An 18,628-nucleotide genomic window follows, 5' to 3' on the forward strand; every position below is an offset into this window, starting at 1 on the left:
AACACCGACACCACGCACTACCGGCTGCGCTACGACCACGTCGGCAGCAACGGGAAGATCAGCTTCCGCCGCGCCGGCCGCATGCACCACCTCGGCATCGGCGCCGACCACGCCGGCAAACGCGTCCTCATCCTCGCCGACCAGCAAACCACCACCGTCGTCCACCTGAACACCGGAGAGATCATCGCGACCAACACCATCGACCCCGACCGCACCTACTGGCGCAACACGATGAAAGCCCAAGGCCGATGGCCCAGGGCTTCCAAACAGTGACCTAAGTCGCGACTCAGGTGGGACCTATGACGCGACTCATGACAAAGCCCCCCCGGGAGGATTCGAACCCCCGACCTGGCGGGTAGAAACCGCTCGCTCTGTCCCCTGAGCTACGGAGGGAAGGGTGCCCTTCAGCCTACCCGGATCTGTGTGACGACGGGAACGCCTGGCGGCGATGCGCCCCGTGGCGTACGGTCGGCAGTACAGCGGAAGGAGTTCGAGATGGAGCAGACCGATCGGCGTCATTCCGTGTGGGTGGCCTTCGGGACCACCGGGGTCGTGGGCAGCATCCGCGAGACCGACGACGGGTACGTGGTCACGATGGCCGGTGCCGACGCGTCACTGGGCACCTACCCGTCGATGGACGTCGCCAAGTCCGCGCTGTACTCGGCGATGCCCGCCGGCAGCGACTGGCCGCGGTTCGAGCAGCACTGACCCGCGGCACGGCTCGTCACGACGGCCAACCGTGCGTGCGATCCCGCTCGTGCGATCCCGCGCGTGCGGTCCCGCCATGGCCCCGCCGGTCAGGGCACGTCGCACACGACGGTCGCCAGAGCCACCGGGCGGTCCCGCTCCAGGTGCCGACGTTCCTGCGCCGCCCAGCGCTCCCAGTGTGGTCGATAGCCGTCGCCGTCCCGGTCCAGGGCGCGGCGCCGACGGGACGCGTCAGGCGCCTGTACCCACACCCGCACATCGCCCAGCGGTGCGGTCTGAGGTGTGAGCAGACCGGCGCCTTCGACGACCAACGGCAGCGACGGGTCGACCGCGTGGGCCTCGGCGGGCGCCTCGGCATCCCAGTCCCACCGCCGCCAGACGCCGACTCTGCCGCGCGCGTGCGGCAGCAGGATCGTCTCGCAGGCCGCCCGCACTCCCTCGTCCAGCCCGTCCCACCCCGGGTACAGCGAGTCCAAGGCGATCAACTGCACCGGTGCACCGCCCGGCCAGCCCGCGACCAGCAGCCGCGCCAGCGACGACTTGCCCGCTCCGCTGCGCCCGTCGATGAGCACGACCGGATTCGCCGCGGACACCGCCGTCACGGCATCCCGCACCGCCGTCACGGCACGCGTGAGTGCGTGCGCGACGGGGTCGACGCTACTTCTTGAGGGCGCGGATGACACGACTCAGCGCGCGACCGCAGACCCACACGAACGGGATCGCCACGGCCAGGAACGACACCACGTTCGGCTCGAAGCGCAGGTCGTCACCGCGGCGCACGTAAGCACCGATCGGCACGGCGTACCCGCCGCCGCCTCCGCCACCGTTGCCGGCGTCATCGGATCCGCCGCCATAGCCCGACCAGCTGATGGCGACCGGGATGATGCGGACGCCGTCGACATCCTGCTGCTGGCCGTACGCGCTGTTCACCCCGAAGGATGCCGCCTGTTTGCCGAGTTCGAGTGCGATGTTGGGCATGCCTCCACGCTAGTCGTCCGAGCGGCCGCTGCCCACCCCGGGCGCGCGCATCGGCGGATGATGGGTCACCCCGCCGACGTCGCGTTTGGGGCCGAGGAATGCCGCACGCGTGATCGTGCCGGCGCCGAACCGGGCGGCCGCATCGTCGAGGGCCTTGTCGACCTGCCGCCACTCGGCATCGTCATCCCACAGCGCCAGGCCACCGGCCCCGGCGGGCATCAGGCGCTCGGCGCGCACCCCGACCAGCCGCACCGGCAGCGGCCGGTCGAGCGCGTCGAACAGGTCGATCGCGGCGGCCCCGATCCGCTGGCCGACGGAGGTCGGCTCACCGAGCGTCTGCGTGCGGGTCAGGGTGGTGAAATCGGCGAAGCGGATCTTGATCGACACCGTCGCCGCCTCCCACCCGGCCTGCCGGAGGCGGGCACCGACCCGATCGGCGAGCCGGCGCAGCTCGGCGCGCAGCACCGTGGCATCGGCGATGTCGACCTGGAAGGTCTCTTCGTGACCGACGCTCTTCTCGATGCGCTCGGGCTCGACCGTCCGTGGGTCCTCGCCCTGCGCGAGCTGCCGGATGCGCGCGGCGCCGGTCGGTCCGAGCACCCGGTCGAGCACGCCCGGCGGGCTCTCGCGGATGTCGCGGATGGTGCGGATACCGCGCGATTCCAACGCATCCGCGGACTTCGGACCCACGCCCCAGATCGCGCGCACACTGAGAGGGGCGAGGAAGTCGGCGGTGTCGCGCGCGGCGACGATGAGCAGCCCGTCGGGTTTGCTCATGGTCGAGGCGATCTTGGCGACGTGTTTCGTGGATGCCGCACCCACGCTGCAGGTGAGCCCGGTCTGTTCGCGCACCCGGGCCCGAAGCATCCGGGCGATCCGTCCCGGCGGGCCGAGCAGCCGGCGCGCCCCGCGCACGTCGAGGAACGCCTCGTCGATCGACAGCGGCTCGACCAGCGGCGTGATCTCGTGGAAGATCGCCATGACCTGCCCCGACAGCTCGAGGTAGCGCGCGAAGTGGGGCGGCACGACGACCGCCACCGGGCACAGGCGCAGCGCCTGCGACACCGGCATCGCCGAGCGCACACCGAACCGACGCGCCTCGTACGTGGCGCTGGAGACGACGCCGCGGCCTTCGGGCGAGCCGACGATCACGGGCTTTCCGCGCAGCGACGGGTCGTCGAGCACCTCGACCGACGCGTAGAACGCGTCCATGTCGACATGCAGGATGCCGGCGCCGGTGTCGTCGGCGTCGTCGGGCGAGACCTGCCTGCCCGATCCGTCGCCCCGTCCCATGGCTCCATTCTCGCCGAGACGTCCGACATCGCGTTCCCGGTCGTCGGGCGGGCGCAGCCCGTCGAGGCGGTGTCGAGTGCGTGTCGACTGGGCCGCGCTGCGCGCGCTCAACGACCGGTGGGCCACACGGTGCGCGGCCTGGCTCAGCGACCGAGCAGCACCTTCCGCGCGGCCTCACTCACCGACCGGGCGGCGCCTCGCGGGCGGGGCGCTCCAGCCTCTGCCTACGCTTCCGGTGCGCTCGCGCGCTCCAGAACGAGCTCGCGCACGCGCGCCGCATCGGCCTGGCCGCGCATCGCCTTCATGACGGCGCCGATGACAGCACCGGCGGCCTGCACCTTGCCGTCGCGGATCTTCGCGAGCACGTCGGGCTGCGCCTTCAACGCCTCGTCGATCGCCGCGATCAGCGCGCCGTCATCCGAGACGACCGCCAGCCCGCGGGCATCCACGATCTGCTGCGGGGTGCCCTCACCGGCGACCATGCCCTCGAGCACCTGGCGGGCGAGCTTGTCGGTGAGCGTGCCCGCGTCGACGAGCTTCTGCAGCTCGGCGACCGCGGTGGGCTCGACGAGGTCACTGGTCTCGCAGCCTGCCTCGTTCGCGAGCCGGGCGATCTCGCCGGTCCACCACTTGCGGGCGGCGGCCGGCGTCGTGCCTGCGGCGATGGTCTGCTCGACCTCGGCCAGCACGCCGCCGTTGGCGACGTCCTGGAACTCGAGGTCAGTGAAGCCCCATTCGGCCTTCAACCGTCGCCGGCGGGCCGCGGGTGGTTCGGGGAGCGCCGCGCGCAGCTCTTCCACCAGTTCGCGCGAGGGCACGACGGGCAGCAGGTCGGGCTCGGGGAAGTACCGGTAGTCGTCGGCGTCCGACTTGGGGCGTCCCGGCGAGGTCACGCCGGTGTCTTCATGCCAGTGCCGGGTCTCCTGCGTGATCGTGCCTCCGTCGGCGAGGATCGCCGCCTGACGCTGGATCTCGTAGCGGACTGCGCGCTCGACAGAGCGCATCGAGTTGACGTTCTTGGTCTCGGTGCGGGTGCCGAGTTTCTCCTGGCCGCGCGGACGCAGCGACACGTTGGCATCGCACCGGATGTTGCCGCGCTCCATGCGGGCGTCCGAGATGCCCAGCGCCCGCACGATGTCGCGGATCGTGCGCACATAGGCCGCGCCCAGCTGCGGCGCGTTGTGCTCGGCCCCGAAGATCGGCTTCGTGACGATCTCGACGAGCGGCACGCCCGCGCGGTTGTAGTCGACGAGTGAGTACTCGGCACCCTGGATGCGGCCGGCTGACCCGCCCACGTGAGTCAGCTTGCCGGCATCCTCTTCCATATGCGCACGCTCGATCGGCACCTGCACCAGCGTGCCGTCTTCGAGCTCGACCTCGACCTGCCCCTCGTAGGCGATCGGCTCGTCATACTGCGAGATCTGGTAGTTCTTCCCCAGGTCGGGGTAGAAGTAGTTCTTGCGCGCGAAGCGGCACGACTGCGCGATCTCGCAGCCCAGGGCGAGTCCCAGGCTGATCGAGTACCGCACCGCCTGCTCGTTGACCACCGGCATCGACCCCGGCAGGCCCAGGTCGACGGGCGCGAGATCGGTGTTCGGCTCGCGGCCGAACGAGTTCGGCGCGTCGGAGAACATCTTGGTCTTCGTGTTCAGCTCGACGTGCACCTCGAAGCCGAGCACGGGCTCGAACAGTTCGAGGGCCTTGTCGAAGTCCATGATCTTCGCGGCCATCAGCGCGCCCCTCCCAGAACGGGGGCGCGACCCAGCAGCGGGCCGCCCCATGAGTCGACGAGCGCAGCCTCGAGCGCAGCGCCCACACGGTACAGCCGGGCGTCTTCACGCGCCGGTGCGAGGAATTGGATGCCGACGGGCAGGCCGTCGTCGGATGCCAGGCCCGACGGGATCGAGATGCCGGGAACACCCGCGAGGTTCGCCGGGATGGTGGTCAGGTCGTTCAGATACATCTGCAGCGGGTCGTCGATCTTCTCGCCGATCTTGAACGCCGTGGTCGGCGCCGACGGCGTCGCAATGACGTCGACCTGACCGAAAGCGGTCGTGAAGTCCTGCTGGATGAGCGTGCGCACCTTCTGCGCCGAGCCGTAATAGGCGTCGTAATAGCCGGCAGACAGGGCGTAGGTACCCAGGATCACGCGGCGTTTGACCTCGTCGCCGAACCCGGCGTCGCGGGTGGCGGCCATGACGTCTTCCACGGTGCCACCGGGCACGTCCACGCGCATCCCGAACCGCACCGAGTCGAACTTCGCGAGGTTGCTGGATGCCTCGGCCGGCAGGATCAGGTAGTACGCGGCGACGCCGTACTCGAAGTGGGGGGCGCTGACCTCGATGATCTCGGCGCCGTGCGCCTGCAGAATCTCGAGCGAGGCACGGAACGACTCGGCGACGCCGGGCTGGAAGCCGCTGTCGGGCAGTTCGGTGATCACGCCGACCTTCAGGCCCTTCAGCACCTCACCGCGTGCGCCCTCGCGGGCGACGTCGGCGAACGACGGCCAATCGTCGGTCAGCGAGGTCGAGTCGTGCGGGTCGTGCCCGCCGATGACGTCGTGCAGCAGGCCTGCGTCGAGCACGGTGCGGGTCACCGGACCGACCTGGTCGAGCGATGAGGCCAGGGCGATCGCGCCGTACCGGCTCACTCCCCCGTACGTCGGCTTCATGCCGACGGTGCCGGTGACATGTGCGGGCTGACGGATGGAGCCGCCGGTGTCGGAGCCGAGCGCCAGCGGCGCCTCGAACGCGGCGACCGCGGCGGCCGAGCCGCCGCCGGAGCCGCCCGGGATGCGCTCCAGGTCCCACGGATTGTGCGTGGGACCGTACGCGGAGTGCTCGGTGGACGAGCCCATCGCAAACTCGTCCATGTTCGTCTTGCCGAGCGGCACCAGGCCGGCCACGCGTGAGCGGGCCACGACCGTGGCGTCGAACGGTGACATGTAGCCCTCGAGGATCCTCGAGCCGCTCGTGGACGGCATGTCGGTGGTGACCAGGACGTCCTTGATCGCCAGCGGCACTCCGGCGACAGGGCCGAGCTGCTCGCCGGCCGCACGCCGGCGGTCGATGTCGGACGCCGCATCCAGCGCGTGCTCGTTCACGTGCAGGAACGCGTGCACGTCGCCGTCGACGGCGGCGATGCGGTCGAGGTGCGCCTGCGTCGCCTCGACGGCCGAGACCTCGCCCGCGGCGAGCTTGTCGGCCAGTTCGGCGGCGGTCAGCCGGGTGATGTCGTTCACTGTTCCTCCCCCAGGATCGCCGTCACGCGGAAACGCCCGTCCGCGGCATCCGGAGCATTCTGCAGCGCCTGCTCACGGGTCAGGGTCTGGCCGACCTCGTCGGGGCGGAACACGTTCTGCAGCGCGATCGGGTGGCTGGTGGCGGGCACGTCGGGGGTGGCCACCTCGGACACCTTGGCGATGTTGTCGACGATGACGTCGAGCTGACCGGTGAGGCGCTCGACCTCGTCATCGCTCAGCCGGATGCGCGCGAGCACGCCGAGATGGCGCACGAGATCGGGGGTGATTTCAGACACCCCTCCAGTCTATGGGCGCGCCGATGCCGTCCCCCTTCGGCCGACGGTGCCGAGCACGCCCCATCGGATGCGGATGCGGCCCGCACGGCCGGCCCGCGGGCACGAAGTCCCGTGGCCTCGACGCGTAGGCTGGGTGGATGACGTCGTTCGATCCGCCGCGCCCGTGGACCGCCAGCTACGCGACCGGGGTGCCCGAGGATCTCGAACCCGTCAGCGGCTCGCTCGTCGACCTGGTCGCGGCATCCGCGCGCACCTACCCGGATGCGCCGGCGCTGGAGTTCTTCGGCCGCGTCACCACCTACCGGCAGCTGCAGCAGCAGATCGACCGCGCCGCGGCCGGCCTGAAGGCCCTGGGCGTCGGCGCCGGCGACACCGTCGCGCTCGTGCTGCCGAACTGTCCGCAGCACATCGTCGCGTTCTACGCGATCCTGCGGCTGGGGGCCGTCGCCATCGAGCACAACCCGCTGTATACGCCGCGCGAACTGCGCAAGCAGTTCGAGGACCACGGCGCCACAACGGCGATCGTGTGGACCAAGGTCGCCGCAACCATCCAGGACTTCCCCGCCGACCTGGCCGTCGACAACCTCATCTCCGTCGATGTGATCCAGGCGATGCCAGTGACGACCCGCCTCGCGTTGCGGCTGCCCATCGCCAAGGCCCGCGCATCCCGCGACGCGCTGGCGTCACGGGTGACCGGAACGATCCCTTGGCGACACGTCGTCGCGGCCGAGCCGCTGGCATCCACCCACCCGAAGCCGACCACCGACGACCTCGCGATCATCCAGTACACGAGCGGCACCACCGGGTCGCCCAAGGGCGCCGAACTGACCCACCGCAACCTGCTGGCCAACGCGGCGCAGGCGCGGGCGTGGGTGCCGCAGATCCGCGCGGGCGAGGGATGCGTGGTGTACGCGGTGCTGCCGATGTTCCACGCGTACGGCCTGACCCTCTGCCTGGCGTTCGCGATGTCGATGGGCGCGCGGCTCGTGCTGTTCCCCAAGTTCGACCCCGACATGGTGCTCGCCGTCACCGCGAAACGCCCGGCCACGTTCCTGCCGCTCGTGCCGCCCATCGCCGAACGTCTGCTGAACGCTGCGCAGGAGAAGGGCGTGTCGCTGGCGGGCACCGAGATCGCGATCTCGGGCGCGATGGCGTTGCCGCACGATTTGGTCGTGCCGTTCGAGAAGGCCACCGGCGGGTACCTGGTCGAAGGCTACGGCCTGAGCGAGTGCTCGCCCGTGCTGATGGCGAACCCGGTCGCCGAGAACCGGGTGCCCGGCACCGTCGGTCTGCCGCTGCCGGGCACCGAATGCCGCGTGGTCGACCCCGACGACCCGACGACGGACGTCGCCCCAGGCACCGCCGGCGAGCTGATCGTGCGGGGCCCGCAGGTGTTCGGCGGCTACCACGGCCGCCCCGAAGAGACCGAGGCGGTCTTCGTGGACGGCTGGTTCCGCACCGGCGACATCGTCACGATCGACGAGGGCGGCTTCGTGCGCATCGTCGACCGCATCAAAGAACTGATCATCACCGGCGGTTTCAACGTCGCCCCCACCGAGGTCGAGAACGCACTGCGCCAGCACCCCGACGTCGATGACGTCGCCGTGGTGGGCCTGCCCAGCGAGCACTCCGGCGAAGAGGTCGTCGCCGCCGTGGTCCCCGCGCCCGACCGCGAGGTCGACGTGGACGAGCTGCGCGCGTTCGCCCGCGGCATCCTGACCCCCTACAAGGTGCCACGGCGTGTGTTCGTCGTCGACGAGCTGCCGCGATCGCTCATCGGCAAGGTGCTGCGCCGCCAGGTGCGCGACAAGCTCATGGATCTGACGGGAGCGGGACGATGACAGATGCGACGGATGCCACGGGCACGACGCCAGCCGACACCGGTGACGGCATGCCGGCGACGGATGCCGCAGGCGCGGACGAGACGCTGGTCCCCGGCTTCGACGACCTCGGCATCACCGGACCGGTGCTCGCCGCGATCCGCGATCTCGGCTACGAGACGCCGTCGGCCATCCAGGCGGCGACGATCCCGCCGCTGCTGGCCGGCCGTGACGTGCTGGGCACCGCACAGACCGGAACCGGCAAGACCGCGGCGTTCGCGCTGCCGCTGCTGGAGCGGCTCGACCTGTCGCAGAAGACCCCGCAGGCGCTGGTGCTGGCCCCGACCCGCGAGCTCGCACTGCAGGTGTGCGAGGCGTTCGAGTCGTATGCCGCCCGCATGAAGGGCGTGCACGTGCTGCCGGTCTACGGCGGGCAGGGGTACGGTCAGCAACTGTCGGCGCTGCGGCGCGGTGTGCACATCGTGGTGGGCACACCCGGCCGCATCATGGACCACCAGGCCAAGGGCACCCTCGACCTGTCTCACCTGAGCTACCTGGTGCTCGACGAGGCCGACGAGATGCTCAAGATGGGCTTCGCCGAGGACGTCGAGCAGATCCTCGCGCAGACGCCGGAGGACAAGCAGGTCGCGCTGTTCTCGGCGACCATGCCGTCGGCGATCCGACGCCTCGCGCAGCAATACCTGCACGACCCCGAAGAGATCGCGATCAAGACCAAGACCACCACCAACCAGAACATCACGCAGCGCTACCTGGTGGTCTCCTACGCGCAGAAGGTCGACGCGCTGACCCGCATCCTCGAGGTGGAGAACTTCGACGGGGTCATCGTGTTCGTGCGCACCAAGAACGAGACCGAGACCCTCGCCGAGAAGCTGCGGGCCCGCGGCTACTCCGCCGCCGCGATCAACGGCGACGTGCCGCAGGCCCAGCGTGAGCGCTCGGTGAACCAGCTCAAGGACGGCAAGCTCGACATCCTCGTCGCGACCGACGTCGCCGCGCGCGGGCTGGACGTCGAGCGGATCAGCCACGTGGTCAACTTCGACATCCCGACCGACACCGAGTCGTACGTGCACCGCATCGGCCGCACCGGCCGCGCCGGGCGCACCGGCGACGCGATCAGCTTCATCACGCCCCGCGAACGGTACCTGCTCGCGCACATCGAGAAGGCCACGCGGCAGCGGCCCGAGCAGATGCAGCTGCCCACCACCGAGGACGTCAACACCACCCGGCTGGCGCGCTTCGACGACGCCATCACGACGGCGCTGGAACAGACCGACCGGATCGCGGGGTTCCGCGACGTCATCGCCCACTACGTGCGTCACCACGACGTGCCCGAGACGGATGTCGCTGCCGCGCTCGCGGTCGTGGCACAGGGCGAGACGCCGCTGCTGCTGGATCCCGAGAACGACCCGCTCGCGGCATCCGTCGACGCCGTGAACCGTCCCCCGAAGGACCGTGCCGCCCGCGACGATCGCGGACCGCGCGAACCGCGCCGCGGGCGTGGCGACTACGCCCCGTATCGGATCGAGGTGGGTCGACGTCACCGGGTGGAGCCGCGGCAGATCGTGGGCGCGCTGGCGAACGAGGGCGGGCTGCGTCGCGACGACTTCGGCGCGATCACGATCAAGCCGGAGTTCTCGATCGTCGAGTTGCCCGCGAACCTCGATCCGAAGGTGCTCGACAGGTTGAGCGGCACCCGCATCTCGGGCCGGCTCATCCAGATGCGACCCGACCGGGGTGTGCCGAACCGGCGCCGTCCCACGGGCGACGATCGACGCGAGCGCGGCGAGCGGCCGGCATGGCGGGACCGCGACGACCGGCCACGCCGAGACGAGCGCCCGTCCGCGCGCGACCGCGACGACCGCCCGTCTGCCCGGGACCGCGACGACCGCACGTCTGCGCGGGACCGCGACGATCGCACGTCTGCGCGTGACCGCGACGATCGACCGCCGCGCAAGCCGCGCCACAAAGGCTGAGTCACGACGCGGCGTGCACCGTCGCAACGATGTCGACGCCGCTTGCCGCCGCCTGGTCCGCCAACTCCAGCAGCTGCTGTTCCGCCACGACTTCGTAGGCGTGCTCGGACGGCCGGCGCAGCATGTCGGTCAGCACGATCCACTCGCGCTGCCCGGGGACGACATCGAGATTGCGGGTCACATACTCGTCGATGAGCACCCGCTCGTGTGCGGGGATCGTCTCGATCAGTGCCGCCGCGCGGTGGAAGAAGCCGGCCACGTCGCCGCGCAGCAGCACATACCGCTGCCGGGTCGGCCACCGCGGCTCGGTGATCCGGATCGCCCGGAAGTCGACGTCGTCGAAGCGGGCGTCGGTGAAGTCCGCTCGCTCGAGGCCGACCTCGCACTCGGGTCCCTCACACACGCCCTCGGTGCCGTTGAACAGCACATCCGCCAGCGTCGCGCCCAGCGCACAGTCGCGCAGCATCGACAGCGCGACATCGAGACCGCGCAGTGTCGCCCCGGTGAAGTCGCACCGTTCGAACAGCGCATGGTCGCAGGGCGCATCGGTGATCCGTGCACCGGTGAACCGGCAGTCGCGGTACACCGACCCGCGCATCACCGGCGGCGTGCGGAATCGGTTCACAACACCGGTGGACAGCACCCCGCCGATGCGTGCACGGTCGAAGTCGACGCCCACCATGGTGCACCCGAGGAACGCCGTCGATTCCAGGTGCGCCCGTGCGAACACGACATCCTCGAACTCGCACCCGTCGAACACGATCCGGTCCAGTCGCGCACCGGTGAGGTCGACACCGGCGATGCGGGCGTCCGTCACCCGGGGCGGTGCGGTGGCGAGCAGGCCCACCTCGACCCGGCCGGCCGACACGATCTCATCGACAGGGATGTCGGGCAGGGTCAGCCCGCGCAGGTCGACGCGGCCATCCCGCTGGTCGAACCCGAGTTCGGTGAGAGGGGTGCCGGCCCGCCACGCGTCGAGCACGGTGAGCGCGCGCAACTCACCCTCCGGTGTCGTCCATCGTCTGCCCGTCACGCCGCCCCCGCGCATGCGACCAGGCTACCCGCCGAGTGTGATCCCCCACCACGCGCGCCGCGTCGCACGGGGCCGAGCACGGTCAGACGCGGATCACCACGTGCGGCAATGACGAGTCGATCAGGCCCCCGGAGCGCCCAGCGCATCCGGGCCCTGCTCGACGAGCACCTTGAACTGGGCGGCGTCGATGATACGCACGCCGAGCTCTTCGGCCTTGGCGAGCTTCGAGCCCGCGCCGGGCCCCGCCGCGACGAAATCGGTCTTCTTCGAGACGGATGACGCGGCCTTGCCGCCGGCGGCGATGATCGCCTCTTGCGCACCTTCACGGGTGTAGCCCTCGAGCGACCCGGTGGCGACCACGGTGATCCCCTCGAGCACTCCCCCGGTCGACGCGGCGCCCGGCCCCGGATGGCCGGGGATGACCCACGGCACCCCGGCGGCGCGCCACCGGTCGACGATCTCGCGGTGCCAGTCCACGTCGAACCAGTCCCGCAGCGAGTCGGCGATGATCCCGCCGACGCCCTCCACCGCCGCCAGCTGGTCGCGGGACGCTGCCCGGATCGCGTCGAGCGACCCGAACCATTGCGCCAGGGCGCGGGCGGCCACCGGCCCGACGTGCCGGATGTTCAGCGCGACGAGGAACCGCCACAGCTCCTTCGACTTCGCCTTCTCGAGCTCCTCCAGCAGCTTCAGCGCCTGCGACGACGGCTGCTGGCCGGTCAGACCCTCTCTGCGCTCGGCGGCCGTGGGGTTGCGCCGGAACGGCGCGCGCGTCTTCACGACGCCGTCCTCATCCTCCTTCGGCAGCCCGGTCTCGGCATCGCGCACGACGACCTCGATCGGCACCAGCTCGTCCAGGGTCAGGTCGAACAGTCCCGCCTCGGTGCGCAGCGGCGGCTCGGCCGGGTGCGACGGCTGGGTGAGCGCCGCCGCGGTCACCTCGCCGAGCGCCTCGACATCCAGCGCCCCGCGCGAGCCGATGTGCTCGACACGCCCCCGCACCTGCGCCGGGCACGACCGCGCGTTCGGGCAGCGCAGATCGATGTCGCCCTCCTTCGCCGGGCGCAGCGGCGACCCGCACTCGGGGCAGAACTCCGGCATCACGAACGCCCGCTCGGTGCCGTCGCGCAGCTCGACGACGGGGCCGAGCACCTCGGGGATCACATCCCCCGCCTTGCGCAGCGCGACCGTGTCACCGATCAGCACGCCCTTGGCCTTGACGACATCCTGGTTGTGCAGCGTCGCCTGCCGCACGACGGATCCTGCCACCCGGGCCGGTTCCATCACCGCGTACGGCGTGGCACGGCCGGTGCGGCCCACCGACACCACGATGTCGAGCAGCTTGGTGTTGACCTGCTCGGGCGGGTACTTGTACGCGATCGCCCAGCGCGGCGCCCGGCTGGTCGCGCCCAGCTCGTCGTGCAGCGCGAGCTCGTCGACCTTCACGACGATGCCGTCGATCTCGTGCTCGACGTCGTGCCGGTGCTCGCCGTAGTACGCGACGAACTCGAGCACCCCGTCGATCGTGTCGGGGGTGCGGTAGTACGGGCTCGTGGGCAGCCCCCAGCCGGCCAGCAGCTCGTACACCTCGCTCTGCGACGCCACCGGCGGATCTGACCAGGCGCCGATGCCGTGCACGAGCAGACGCAGCGACGCCAGCCGCCGACGCCCCGACTCGAGTTCGAGGCCGTCCTTCTTCTCCAGCTGCTGGCGCAGCCCGCCGCTGGCGGCGTTGCGCGGATTCGCAAACGCGGGGAACCGACGCCCCGCGCTGACCAGCGCCTTCGCCTCGTCGAACCCGCGTCCGCGGGCACGGGCCTCGTCGACGGCGCGATCGCGCAGCTCGGCCTGGAAGGCGTTGAGCTCGTCGAACGCCGCGACAGGGATGAACACCTCGCCGCGCACCTCGACGAGGGGTGGATGCCCCGACCCGGCCAGTCGCTCGGGGATGCCGGCGACCCGCAGCGCATTGCGGGTGATGTCCTCACCGACCCGCCCATCGCCGCGGGTGGCGGCGGAGGTGAGTCGCCCGTGCTCGTAGCGGAGGCTGATCGCGAGTCCGTCGATCTTCAGCTCGGTCAGCCAGCGCACCGGTCGCCCGGCAGCGGCCGCGGTCTTCAGGCACCAGTCCCGCAGCTCGTCCAGCGAGAACACGTTGTCCAGGCTCAGCATCCGTTCGGCATGCTCGACCGGCGCGAACGGCGTGTTCTCGGCGGCACCTACGGTGAGGGTCGGCGAGTCCTGCCCCTGCAGTTCGGGGTAGAGCCGCTCGAGCTCCTCGAGCCGCCGCATCCACCCGTCGTAGGTGGCGTCGTCGACGATCTCGGCGTCACGCCCGTAATAGGCGTCGCGCGCCTGGATGATGCGGTCGATCAGCCCCTCGGCCTCGGCACGGGCGTCGTCCCTTGAGATCTGCTGCGGCACGCCCCAAGTCTATGAGCGGGCCCCGACACGCGAGCGGCGCGCGGTGCGGGCCCGCGATCTGGCACGCCGACCGTGTCCCACAAGATGTGGGTCCCGCCGCCCGGAGGTCGCATCTTGTGGGACACACCCGGCAGCCGTGTCCCATAAAATGCGGGCTCCGGTGCCGTCAGGTCGCACGTTGTGGGACACGCCCGACATCAGGCGACGCTCGCGCCGTGCGGCATCCCCGCAACAGGAGATCTCACGAGGACAGGACGATCCGGCCGCTCTCGTCCTGTCCCGGTGATATCTCCTGTGTTCGAGGTGGTATCTCCTGTGTTCGCGACGCGTTCGCAGTGACATCTCCCGCGTTCCCGCGCCGCACCTGGGGCACCCTCGGACCCGCTGCCTAGACGGGAACCGCCGATACGGTGCGGTCGATCGTGAACTGGCCGATCACCCGGGTGCCGTCGTAGAGCACGGCGGTCTGGCCCGGCGCGACGCCGTCGAACGGATGCTGCGGCCGCACCGTGACGAGGCCGTCCGCATACACCGCCTGCGCGGGCACCGGATCGGCGTGCGCACGGATCTGCACCTCGCAGTCGAACCCGCCCGGCTCGGGCTCCCGGCCCGCCCAGCTGAACCGCTCCCCCGCGATCTCGGCGGTCGCCAGCGCCTCTTTCGGCCCGACCACGACGGTGTTGCTGACGGGGCGTACCTCGAGCACGAACCGCGGCTTGCCGTCGGGGGCGGGCACGCCCAACTGCAGGCCGCGGCGCTGCCCGACGGTGTACGAGTGCGCGCCGTGGTGTGTGCCCACGACAGCGCCGGAGCGATCCACGATCTCGCCGTCGGCCTCACCCACGCGCTCGGCGAGCCAGCCGCGGGTGTCGCCGTCGGGGATGAAGCAGATGTCGTAGCTGTCGGGCTTGCGCGCTACGGCCAGCCCGCGCCGCTCGGCCTCCGCGCGCACGAGTTCCTTCGACGGCGTGTCGCCCAGCGGAAAATACGTGTGCGCCAGTTGCTCGGCGGTGAGCACCCCCAGCACGTACGACTGGTCCTTCGCCGCCTCGCTCGCCCGGTGCAGCTCGTGGCCGGCCGGGGTGTCGACGAGCTTCGCGTAATGCCCGGTGCACACCGCGTCGAAGCCGAGCTCGAGACCGCGCTCGAGCAGGGCGGCGAACTTGATGTGCTGGTTGCAGCGCATGCACGGGTTCGGGGTGCGCCCGGCCTGATACTCGGCGATGAAGTCGTCGACGACGTCCTGCCGGAACCGCTCCGAGAAGTCCCATACATAGAACGGGATGCCGAGCACGTCGGCCACCCGGCGGGCGTCCATGGCATCCTCGATGGTGCAGCAGCCGCGGCTGCCGGTGCGCAGCGTGCCGCCCGCGCGCGAGAGCGCCAGATGCACGCCGACCACGTCGTGCCCGGCCTCGACGGCCCGCGCGGCCGCGACGGCCGAGTCGACGCCACCGCTCATCGCCGCCAGGATCCGCATGCGACAAGTCTACGAGCGGCCCGCTGGGCGGGGGCCGGATGCCGCGGCCCGCGCGCGTTCGACGGCCTGCGGCAGCACCGCCAGGGCCGCGTCGACATCGGCTTCGGTGGTGTCGCGGCCGAGGGTGAACCGCAGCACCTGGCGGGCCTCGGTCTCGGTCCGGCCCATCGCGGTCACCACGTGCGAGGGCTCGGGGATGCCGGCCTGGCACGCCGATCCGGTGGACGCGCACACCCCCGCCGCATCCAGCAGGAACAGCAGCGTCTCGCCGAGGGCGCCCGAGAACAGCACATGGGCGTTGCCCGGCAGCCGGTCGATCGGGTCACCGAGCAGTTCGGCGTCGGCGACGGTGTTCAGGATGCCACGCACCAGGCGGCCCCGCAGGCCCGCCAGCCGGACGGATTCGCTCTCACGCTCGGCGGCGGCGAGCTCGGCCGCGACCGCGAACGCGGCCGCGCCGGCGACATCCTGGGTCCCGCTGCGCAGCCCGCGCTGCTGCCCGCCGCCGTGCAGCAGCGCGGCCGGCTCGCTTTCCCGCGCCACCACCAGCGCGCCGACGCCGACGGGTCCGCCGATCTTGTGGGCCGACACGCTCAGCGCCACCAGGCCTCGCGGTCCGGTCGCCTCGCCCCGCCAGGAGCGGAACGAGACCGGGACGTGTCCGAACGCGGCCACGGCGTCGGCGTGCAGCGGCACGTCGGCCGCGGCGGCCGCGGCCGACAGCGCCGCGATGTCGTTGACCGTGCCCACCTCGTTGTTGGCGGCCAGCGCGGTGGCCAGCGCGGCACCGGGAAGGGCGGCGGCGAAGACATCCGGCTCGATCCGGCCGACCCGATCCAGCGGCACCGGCACCACCCGGGCCCCCTCATGGGTGTGCAGCCATTCGACGGTGTCGACCGTGGCGTGGTGCTCGCCGTCGGGCAGTACGATCGCCTCCCGGCCGGCCGGCCGCGCCCACCACAGGCCCTTCAGTGCCGTGTTGATCGATTCGGTGCCGCCGCTGGTGAGCACGACCTCGATCGGGTCGCAGTCCAGCACCGCCGCCAGCCGCTCCCGGGATTCGGCCAGCAGCCGCCGGGCGTCCTGCCCGGCGCGGTGGATGGACGATGCGTTGCCCACGCGCTGCGCGGCCGCAAGCCACGCGTCGCGCGCCTCGGGCCGCAGCGGTGTGGTCGCGGCGTGGTCGAGGTAGATCGTCACCGTTCCACTCTGGCACGCCGCCGGGCGGCGGGCGCAGGCTGCGGCATCGGCTCGCGGGTCGCCACCGCCCGCACGCGCAGTGCACCGACGAACCCGAGCAGCAGAAAGCCGGCCGCCACCAGCAGCGAGATGCGCGTGGCGTCGGCGAACCCGCTCGAGAGGGCCGCCACCAACGCGTCGGAGTGCTGGGCGCGCAGCTGCGCGATGGTGGCGCCGGCGCTCGAGCGGGTGGCATCCACCAGCCGGTCGACGTTCGGCCCGGTCAGGTGCGCTGCCCGGGTCGCGGCCGGCAGCGTCACCGCCAGCGCGACCGACAGGGCGGCTCCCGACAGCGCGGTGCCCAGAGCACTGCCCACCTGGCGGAACGTGCTCTGCGTCGCCGAGCCCTGTCCCGACATCGCCGTCGGCACATCGCGCAGCACGGTGCCGGTCAGCTGCGCCGAGGCCAGCCCCAGCCCGAGCCCGTAGACGACCAGCGGTGCCGCGATGACCCAGGCCGAGGCATCCGGCCGCACGGTGAGCGCGACCGCGACGACGCCGAGCACTTCCATCGCCAGTCCCAGGATCACCACCCCGGGCGCCCCCAACCATCCGGCCAGGTGCCGGGCGAACGCGCCCGAGGCGAACGCGCCCACGGCCATGCCGGCCAGCACCAGACCGGCGCCGAACACGTCCAGGCCGAGCGCGTTGACCAGGAACAGCGGCAGCACGAAGACGATGGCGAACTCGCCGACGGCGACCGTTCCCGCCGTGACGTTGCCCCACGCGAACGTCGGCAGCCGGAACAGCGACAGCTGCAGAAGCACGCCGCGGCCGGCGCGCGCCCGGCGCCACTCCCACGCGACGAACCCGGCGATGCCGGCGACGGCGATGACCGCCAGCACCGGGATGAGCGAGATCGGCGCCGTGTGCGGCCAGACCAGACCGAAGATCTGAAAGTCCTCGGCGGGGGCCCACCAGCCCAGGTCGGGTCCCTCGATGACGACGAACACGAGGGCGGCGAAGCCGACCGCGCTGAGCAGGGCGCCGACGATGTCGGGTCCGCCGGCGGATGCCGCAGCCTGCCGGTCGCGGGTCTCGCGCACCGTGAACAGTGCCGCGACGAACACGATCGCACCGACCGGCAGGTTGACGAAGAAGATCCACGGCCAGGACGCCCACTGGGTGAGCGCCCCGCCGGCCAGCGGCCCGATGGCGGCGGCGCCCGAGATCACCGCCCCCCACACCCCGAACGCGGCGGCACGGTAGCGGCCGCGGAAGGTGGCGTTCACGCTCGAGAGCGTCGTGGGCAGGATCAGCGACGCACCCAGCGCCTGCACGGCGCGGGCCGCGATGAGCCCGGACGAGGCGTCGGCGGCCCCGGCCCACATGCTGCCGGCGACGAACACGACGATGCCGGCCAGGAACAGTCGCTTGCGGCCGAATCGGTCGGCGATGCGGCCGGCCGACAGCAGCAGCGCGGCCAGGATCGCGGCATACAGGCTGCCGACCCACTGCGCGTCGCTCAGGGTCAGGTGCAGGTCACGGACGATGTCGGGCAGGGCGACGCCGACGATCGTGCCGTCCAGGACGATCATGCCGAGCCCTGCGGCGAGGGTCGCCAGGCCCAGCCAGTCCCGCCGGGTCGGGGCGGCCACCGCTGGCGATGCCGATGCCGAGCCGGTCATCGCACCTGCTCCCGCTCCTGTGGGTGGGCCGTCCACACCGCCTGCCCCAGCATCACGACGAGCAGGACCAGGCCGATCGTCAGCGCGATGTGGCCCATCCCGGCGATCCCCGCGGTCGCGGCCGTGACCTCGCCGCCGCCGAGTTCGGTGAGCCCGTGCACGGCCATCATCGCGGCGCTGAGCACCACCCCGGCGTTGTAGACCCAGAAGAACACCGGGAACAGCCGATGGTGTCCGAGCGCGAAGACCCGGTCGAGCACGAGCACGATCAGGCCGACGAGGAACCCGAGCGTGAGCAGGTGGGTGTGCAGCACGCCCAGCTGCAGCGGCCGGCCCGCTGCCAGTCCGGCGTTCTTGGTCAGCTCGCGGTAGACGAGCCCGGCGCCCAGTCCGAGCACGAGGTAGACCGCCGTGGCGACGAGGAGGAAGCGCTGCGAGTGCTTCGACACGGGATGACTCCAACCTTCAGTACGACTGATATAGCTTCAGTGTAA

15 protein-coding genes, 1 tRNA gene and 1 pseudogene are annotated in these 18,628 nt (G+C 71.5%); 4 read left to right on the plus strand and 13 right to left on the minus strand.

Features of this window, described 5'->3' with window-relative positions; all coding sequences use genetic code 11:
• Positions 1 to 273, plus strand: a pseudogene (locus H577_RS17800) (IS481 family transposase); the annotation flags it as partial.
• A 47-nt stretch (positions 274 to 320) separates the two neighbouring features.
• On the opposite strand, the gene H577_RS0105040 reads toward H577_RS17800, so the two are convergent.
• Positions 321 to 393, minus strand: a tRNA-Arg gene (locus tag H577_RS0105040).
• Positions 394 to 495: 102 nt separating this feature from the next.
• On the opposite strand from H577_RS0105040, the gene H577_RS0105045 reads away from it, so the two are divergent.
• Positions 496 to 708 (plus strand): hypothetical protein, encoded by a 213-nt coding sequence (locus H577_RS0105045; protein WP_029145024.1) that lies wholly within the window; start codon positions 496 to 498, stop codon positions 706 to 708.
• An 89-nt stretch (positions 709 to 797) separates the two neighbouring features.
• Here H577_RS0105045 and H577_RS0105050 read toward each other — a convergent pair whose 3' ends face one another.
• The 6 genes from H577_RS0105050 to gatC all read right to left on the minus strand — a co-directional run bounded on the left by H577_RS0105050 (position 798) and on the right by gatC (position 6,516).
• A complete protein-coding gene (locus tag H577_RS0105050; protein WP_029145025.1) occupies positions 798 to 1,391 on the minus strand; it encodes a nucleoside/nucleotide kinase family protein in 594 nt (197 codons plus the stop codon).
• The gene (locus H577_RS0105055; RefSeq protein WP_029145026.1) at positions 1,366 to 1,686 is read right to left on the minus strand and encodes a hypothetical protein; all 321 of its coding nucleotides are present in this window, start codon (positions 1,684 to 1,686) and stop codon (positions 1,366 to 1,368) included. Before H577_RS0105055 ends, H577_RS0105050 begins: the two co-directional genes overlap by 26 nt.
• Positions 1,687 to 1,695: 9 nt before the next feature.
• The gene (dinB, locus tag H577_RS0105060; protein WP_029145027.1) at positions 1,696 to 2,979 is read right to left on the minus strand and encodes a DNA polymerase IV; all 1,284 of its coding nucleotides are present in this window, start codon (positions 2,977 to 2,979) and stop codon (positions 1,696 to 1,698) included.
• Positions 2,980 to 3,203: 224 nt separating this feature from the next.
• Complete coding sequence (gatB, locus tag H577_RS0105065; RefSeq protein ID WP_036283926.1) at positions 3,204 to 4,709, minus strand: Asp-tRNA(Asn)/Glu-tRNA(Gln) amidotransferase subunit GatB; 1,506 nt, start codon at positions 4,707 to 4,709, stop codon at positions 3,204 to 3,206.
• Positions 4,709 to 6,220, minus strand: a complete 1,512-nt coding sequence (gene gatA, locus H577_RS0105070; RefSeq protein WP_029145029.1) for an Asp-tRNA(Asn)/Glu-tRNA(Gln) amidotransferase subunit GatA — start codon at positions 6,218 to 6,220, stop codon at positions 4,709 to 4,711. Before gatA ends, gatB begins: the two co-directional genes overlap by 1 nt.
• A complete protein-coding gene (gene gatC / locus H577_RS0105075; RefSeq protein ID WP_029145030.1) occupies positions 6,217 to 6,516 on the minus strand; it encodes an Asp-tRNA(Asn)/Glu-tRNA(Gln) amidotransferase subunit GatC in 300 nt (99 codons plus the stop codon). Before gatC ends, gatA begins: the two co-directional genes overlap by 4 nt.
• 137 nt (positions 6,517 to 6,653) lie before the next feature.
• Here gatC and H577_RS0105080 point away from each other — a divergent pair, with 137 nt between their 5' ends.
• Both H577_RS0105080 and H577_RS15205 read left to right on the plus strand, forming a co-directional pair.
• Positions 6,654 to 8,357 (plus strand): long-chain-fatty-acid--CoA ligase, encoded by a 1,704-nt coding sequence (locus H577_RS0105080; RefSeq protein ID WP_029145031.1) that lies wholly within the window; start codon positions 6,654 to 6,656, stop codon positions 8,355 to 8,357.
• 50 nt (positions 8,358 to 8,407) lie between these two features.
• The gene (locus H577_RS15205; RefSeq protein ID WP_051191802.1) at positions 8,408 to 10,330 is read left to right on the plus strand and encodes a DEAD/DEAH box helicase; all 1,923 of its coding nucleotides are present in this window, start codon (positions 8,408 to 8,410) and stop codon (positions 10,328 to 10,330) included.
• A 1-nt stretch (position 10,331) separates the two neighbouring features.
• Here the strand turns inward: H577_RS15205 and H577_RS0105090 are convergent, their stop codons facing one another.
• From H577_RS0105090 to H577_RS15215, 6 genes are all read right to left on the minus strand, one after another.
• A complete protein-coding gene (locus H577_RS0105090; protein ID WP_029145032.1) occupies positions 10,332 to 11,378 on the minus strand; it encodes a pentapeptide repeat-containing protein in 1,047 nt (348 codons plus the stop codon).
• 105 nt (positions 11,379 to 11,483) lie between these two features.
• Positions 11,484 to 13,787 (minus strand): NAD-dependent DNA ligase LigA, encoded by a 2,304-nt coding sequence (gene ligA / locus H577_RS0105095; RefSeq protein WP_029145033.1) that lies wholly within the window; start codon positions 13,785 to 13,787, stop codon positions 11,484 to 11,486.
• 388 nt (positions 13,788 to 14,175) lie between these two features.
• Positions 14,176 to 15,267: a tRNA 2-thiouridine(34) synthase MnmA gene (mnmA, locus tag H577_RS0105100; RefSeq protein ID WP_029145034.1), complete on the minus strand. Its 1,092-nt coding sequence runs from the start codon at positions 15,265 to 15,267 to the stop codon at positions 14,176 to 14,178.
• Positions 15,268 to 15,276: 9 nt separating this feature from the next.
• Positions 15,277 to 16,467, minus strand: coding sequence for a cysteine desulfurase family protein (locus H577_RS0105105; RefSeq protein ID WP_029145035.1), 1,191 nt, complete (start codon positions 16,465 to 16,467; stop codon positions 15,277 to 15,279).
• The gene (locus H577_RS15210) at positions 16,464 to 18,134 is read right to left on the minus strand and encodes an MFS transporter (RefSeq protein ID WP_051191785.1); all 1,671 of its coding nucleotides are present in this window, start codon (positions 18,132 to 18,134) and stop codon (positions 16,464 to 16,466) included. Before H577_RS15210 ends, H577_RS0105105 begins: the two co-directional genes overlap by 4 nt.
• Complete coding sequence (locus tag H577_RS15215; RefSeq protein WP_036283929.1) at positions 18,131 to 18,583, minus strand: DUF2871 domain-containing protein; 453 nt, start codon at positions 18,581 to 18,583, stop codon at positions 18,131 to 18,133. The genes H577_RS15210 and H577_RS15215 overlap by 4 nt, the downstream gene beginning before the upstream one ends.
• Between the last annotated feature and the right edge of the window lie 45 nt (positions 18,584 to 18,628).

It is taken from the genome of Microbacterium luticocti DSM 19459 (assembly GCF_000422405.1).
Taxonomy (GTDB): domain Bacteria; phylum Actinomycetota; class Actinomycetes; order Actinomycetales; family Microbacteriaceae; genus Microbacterium; species Microbacterium luticocti.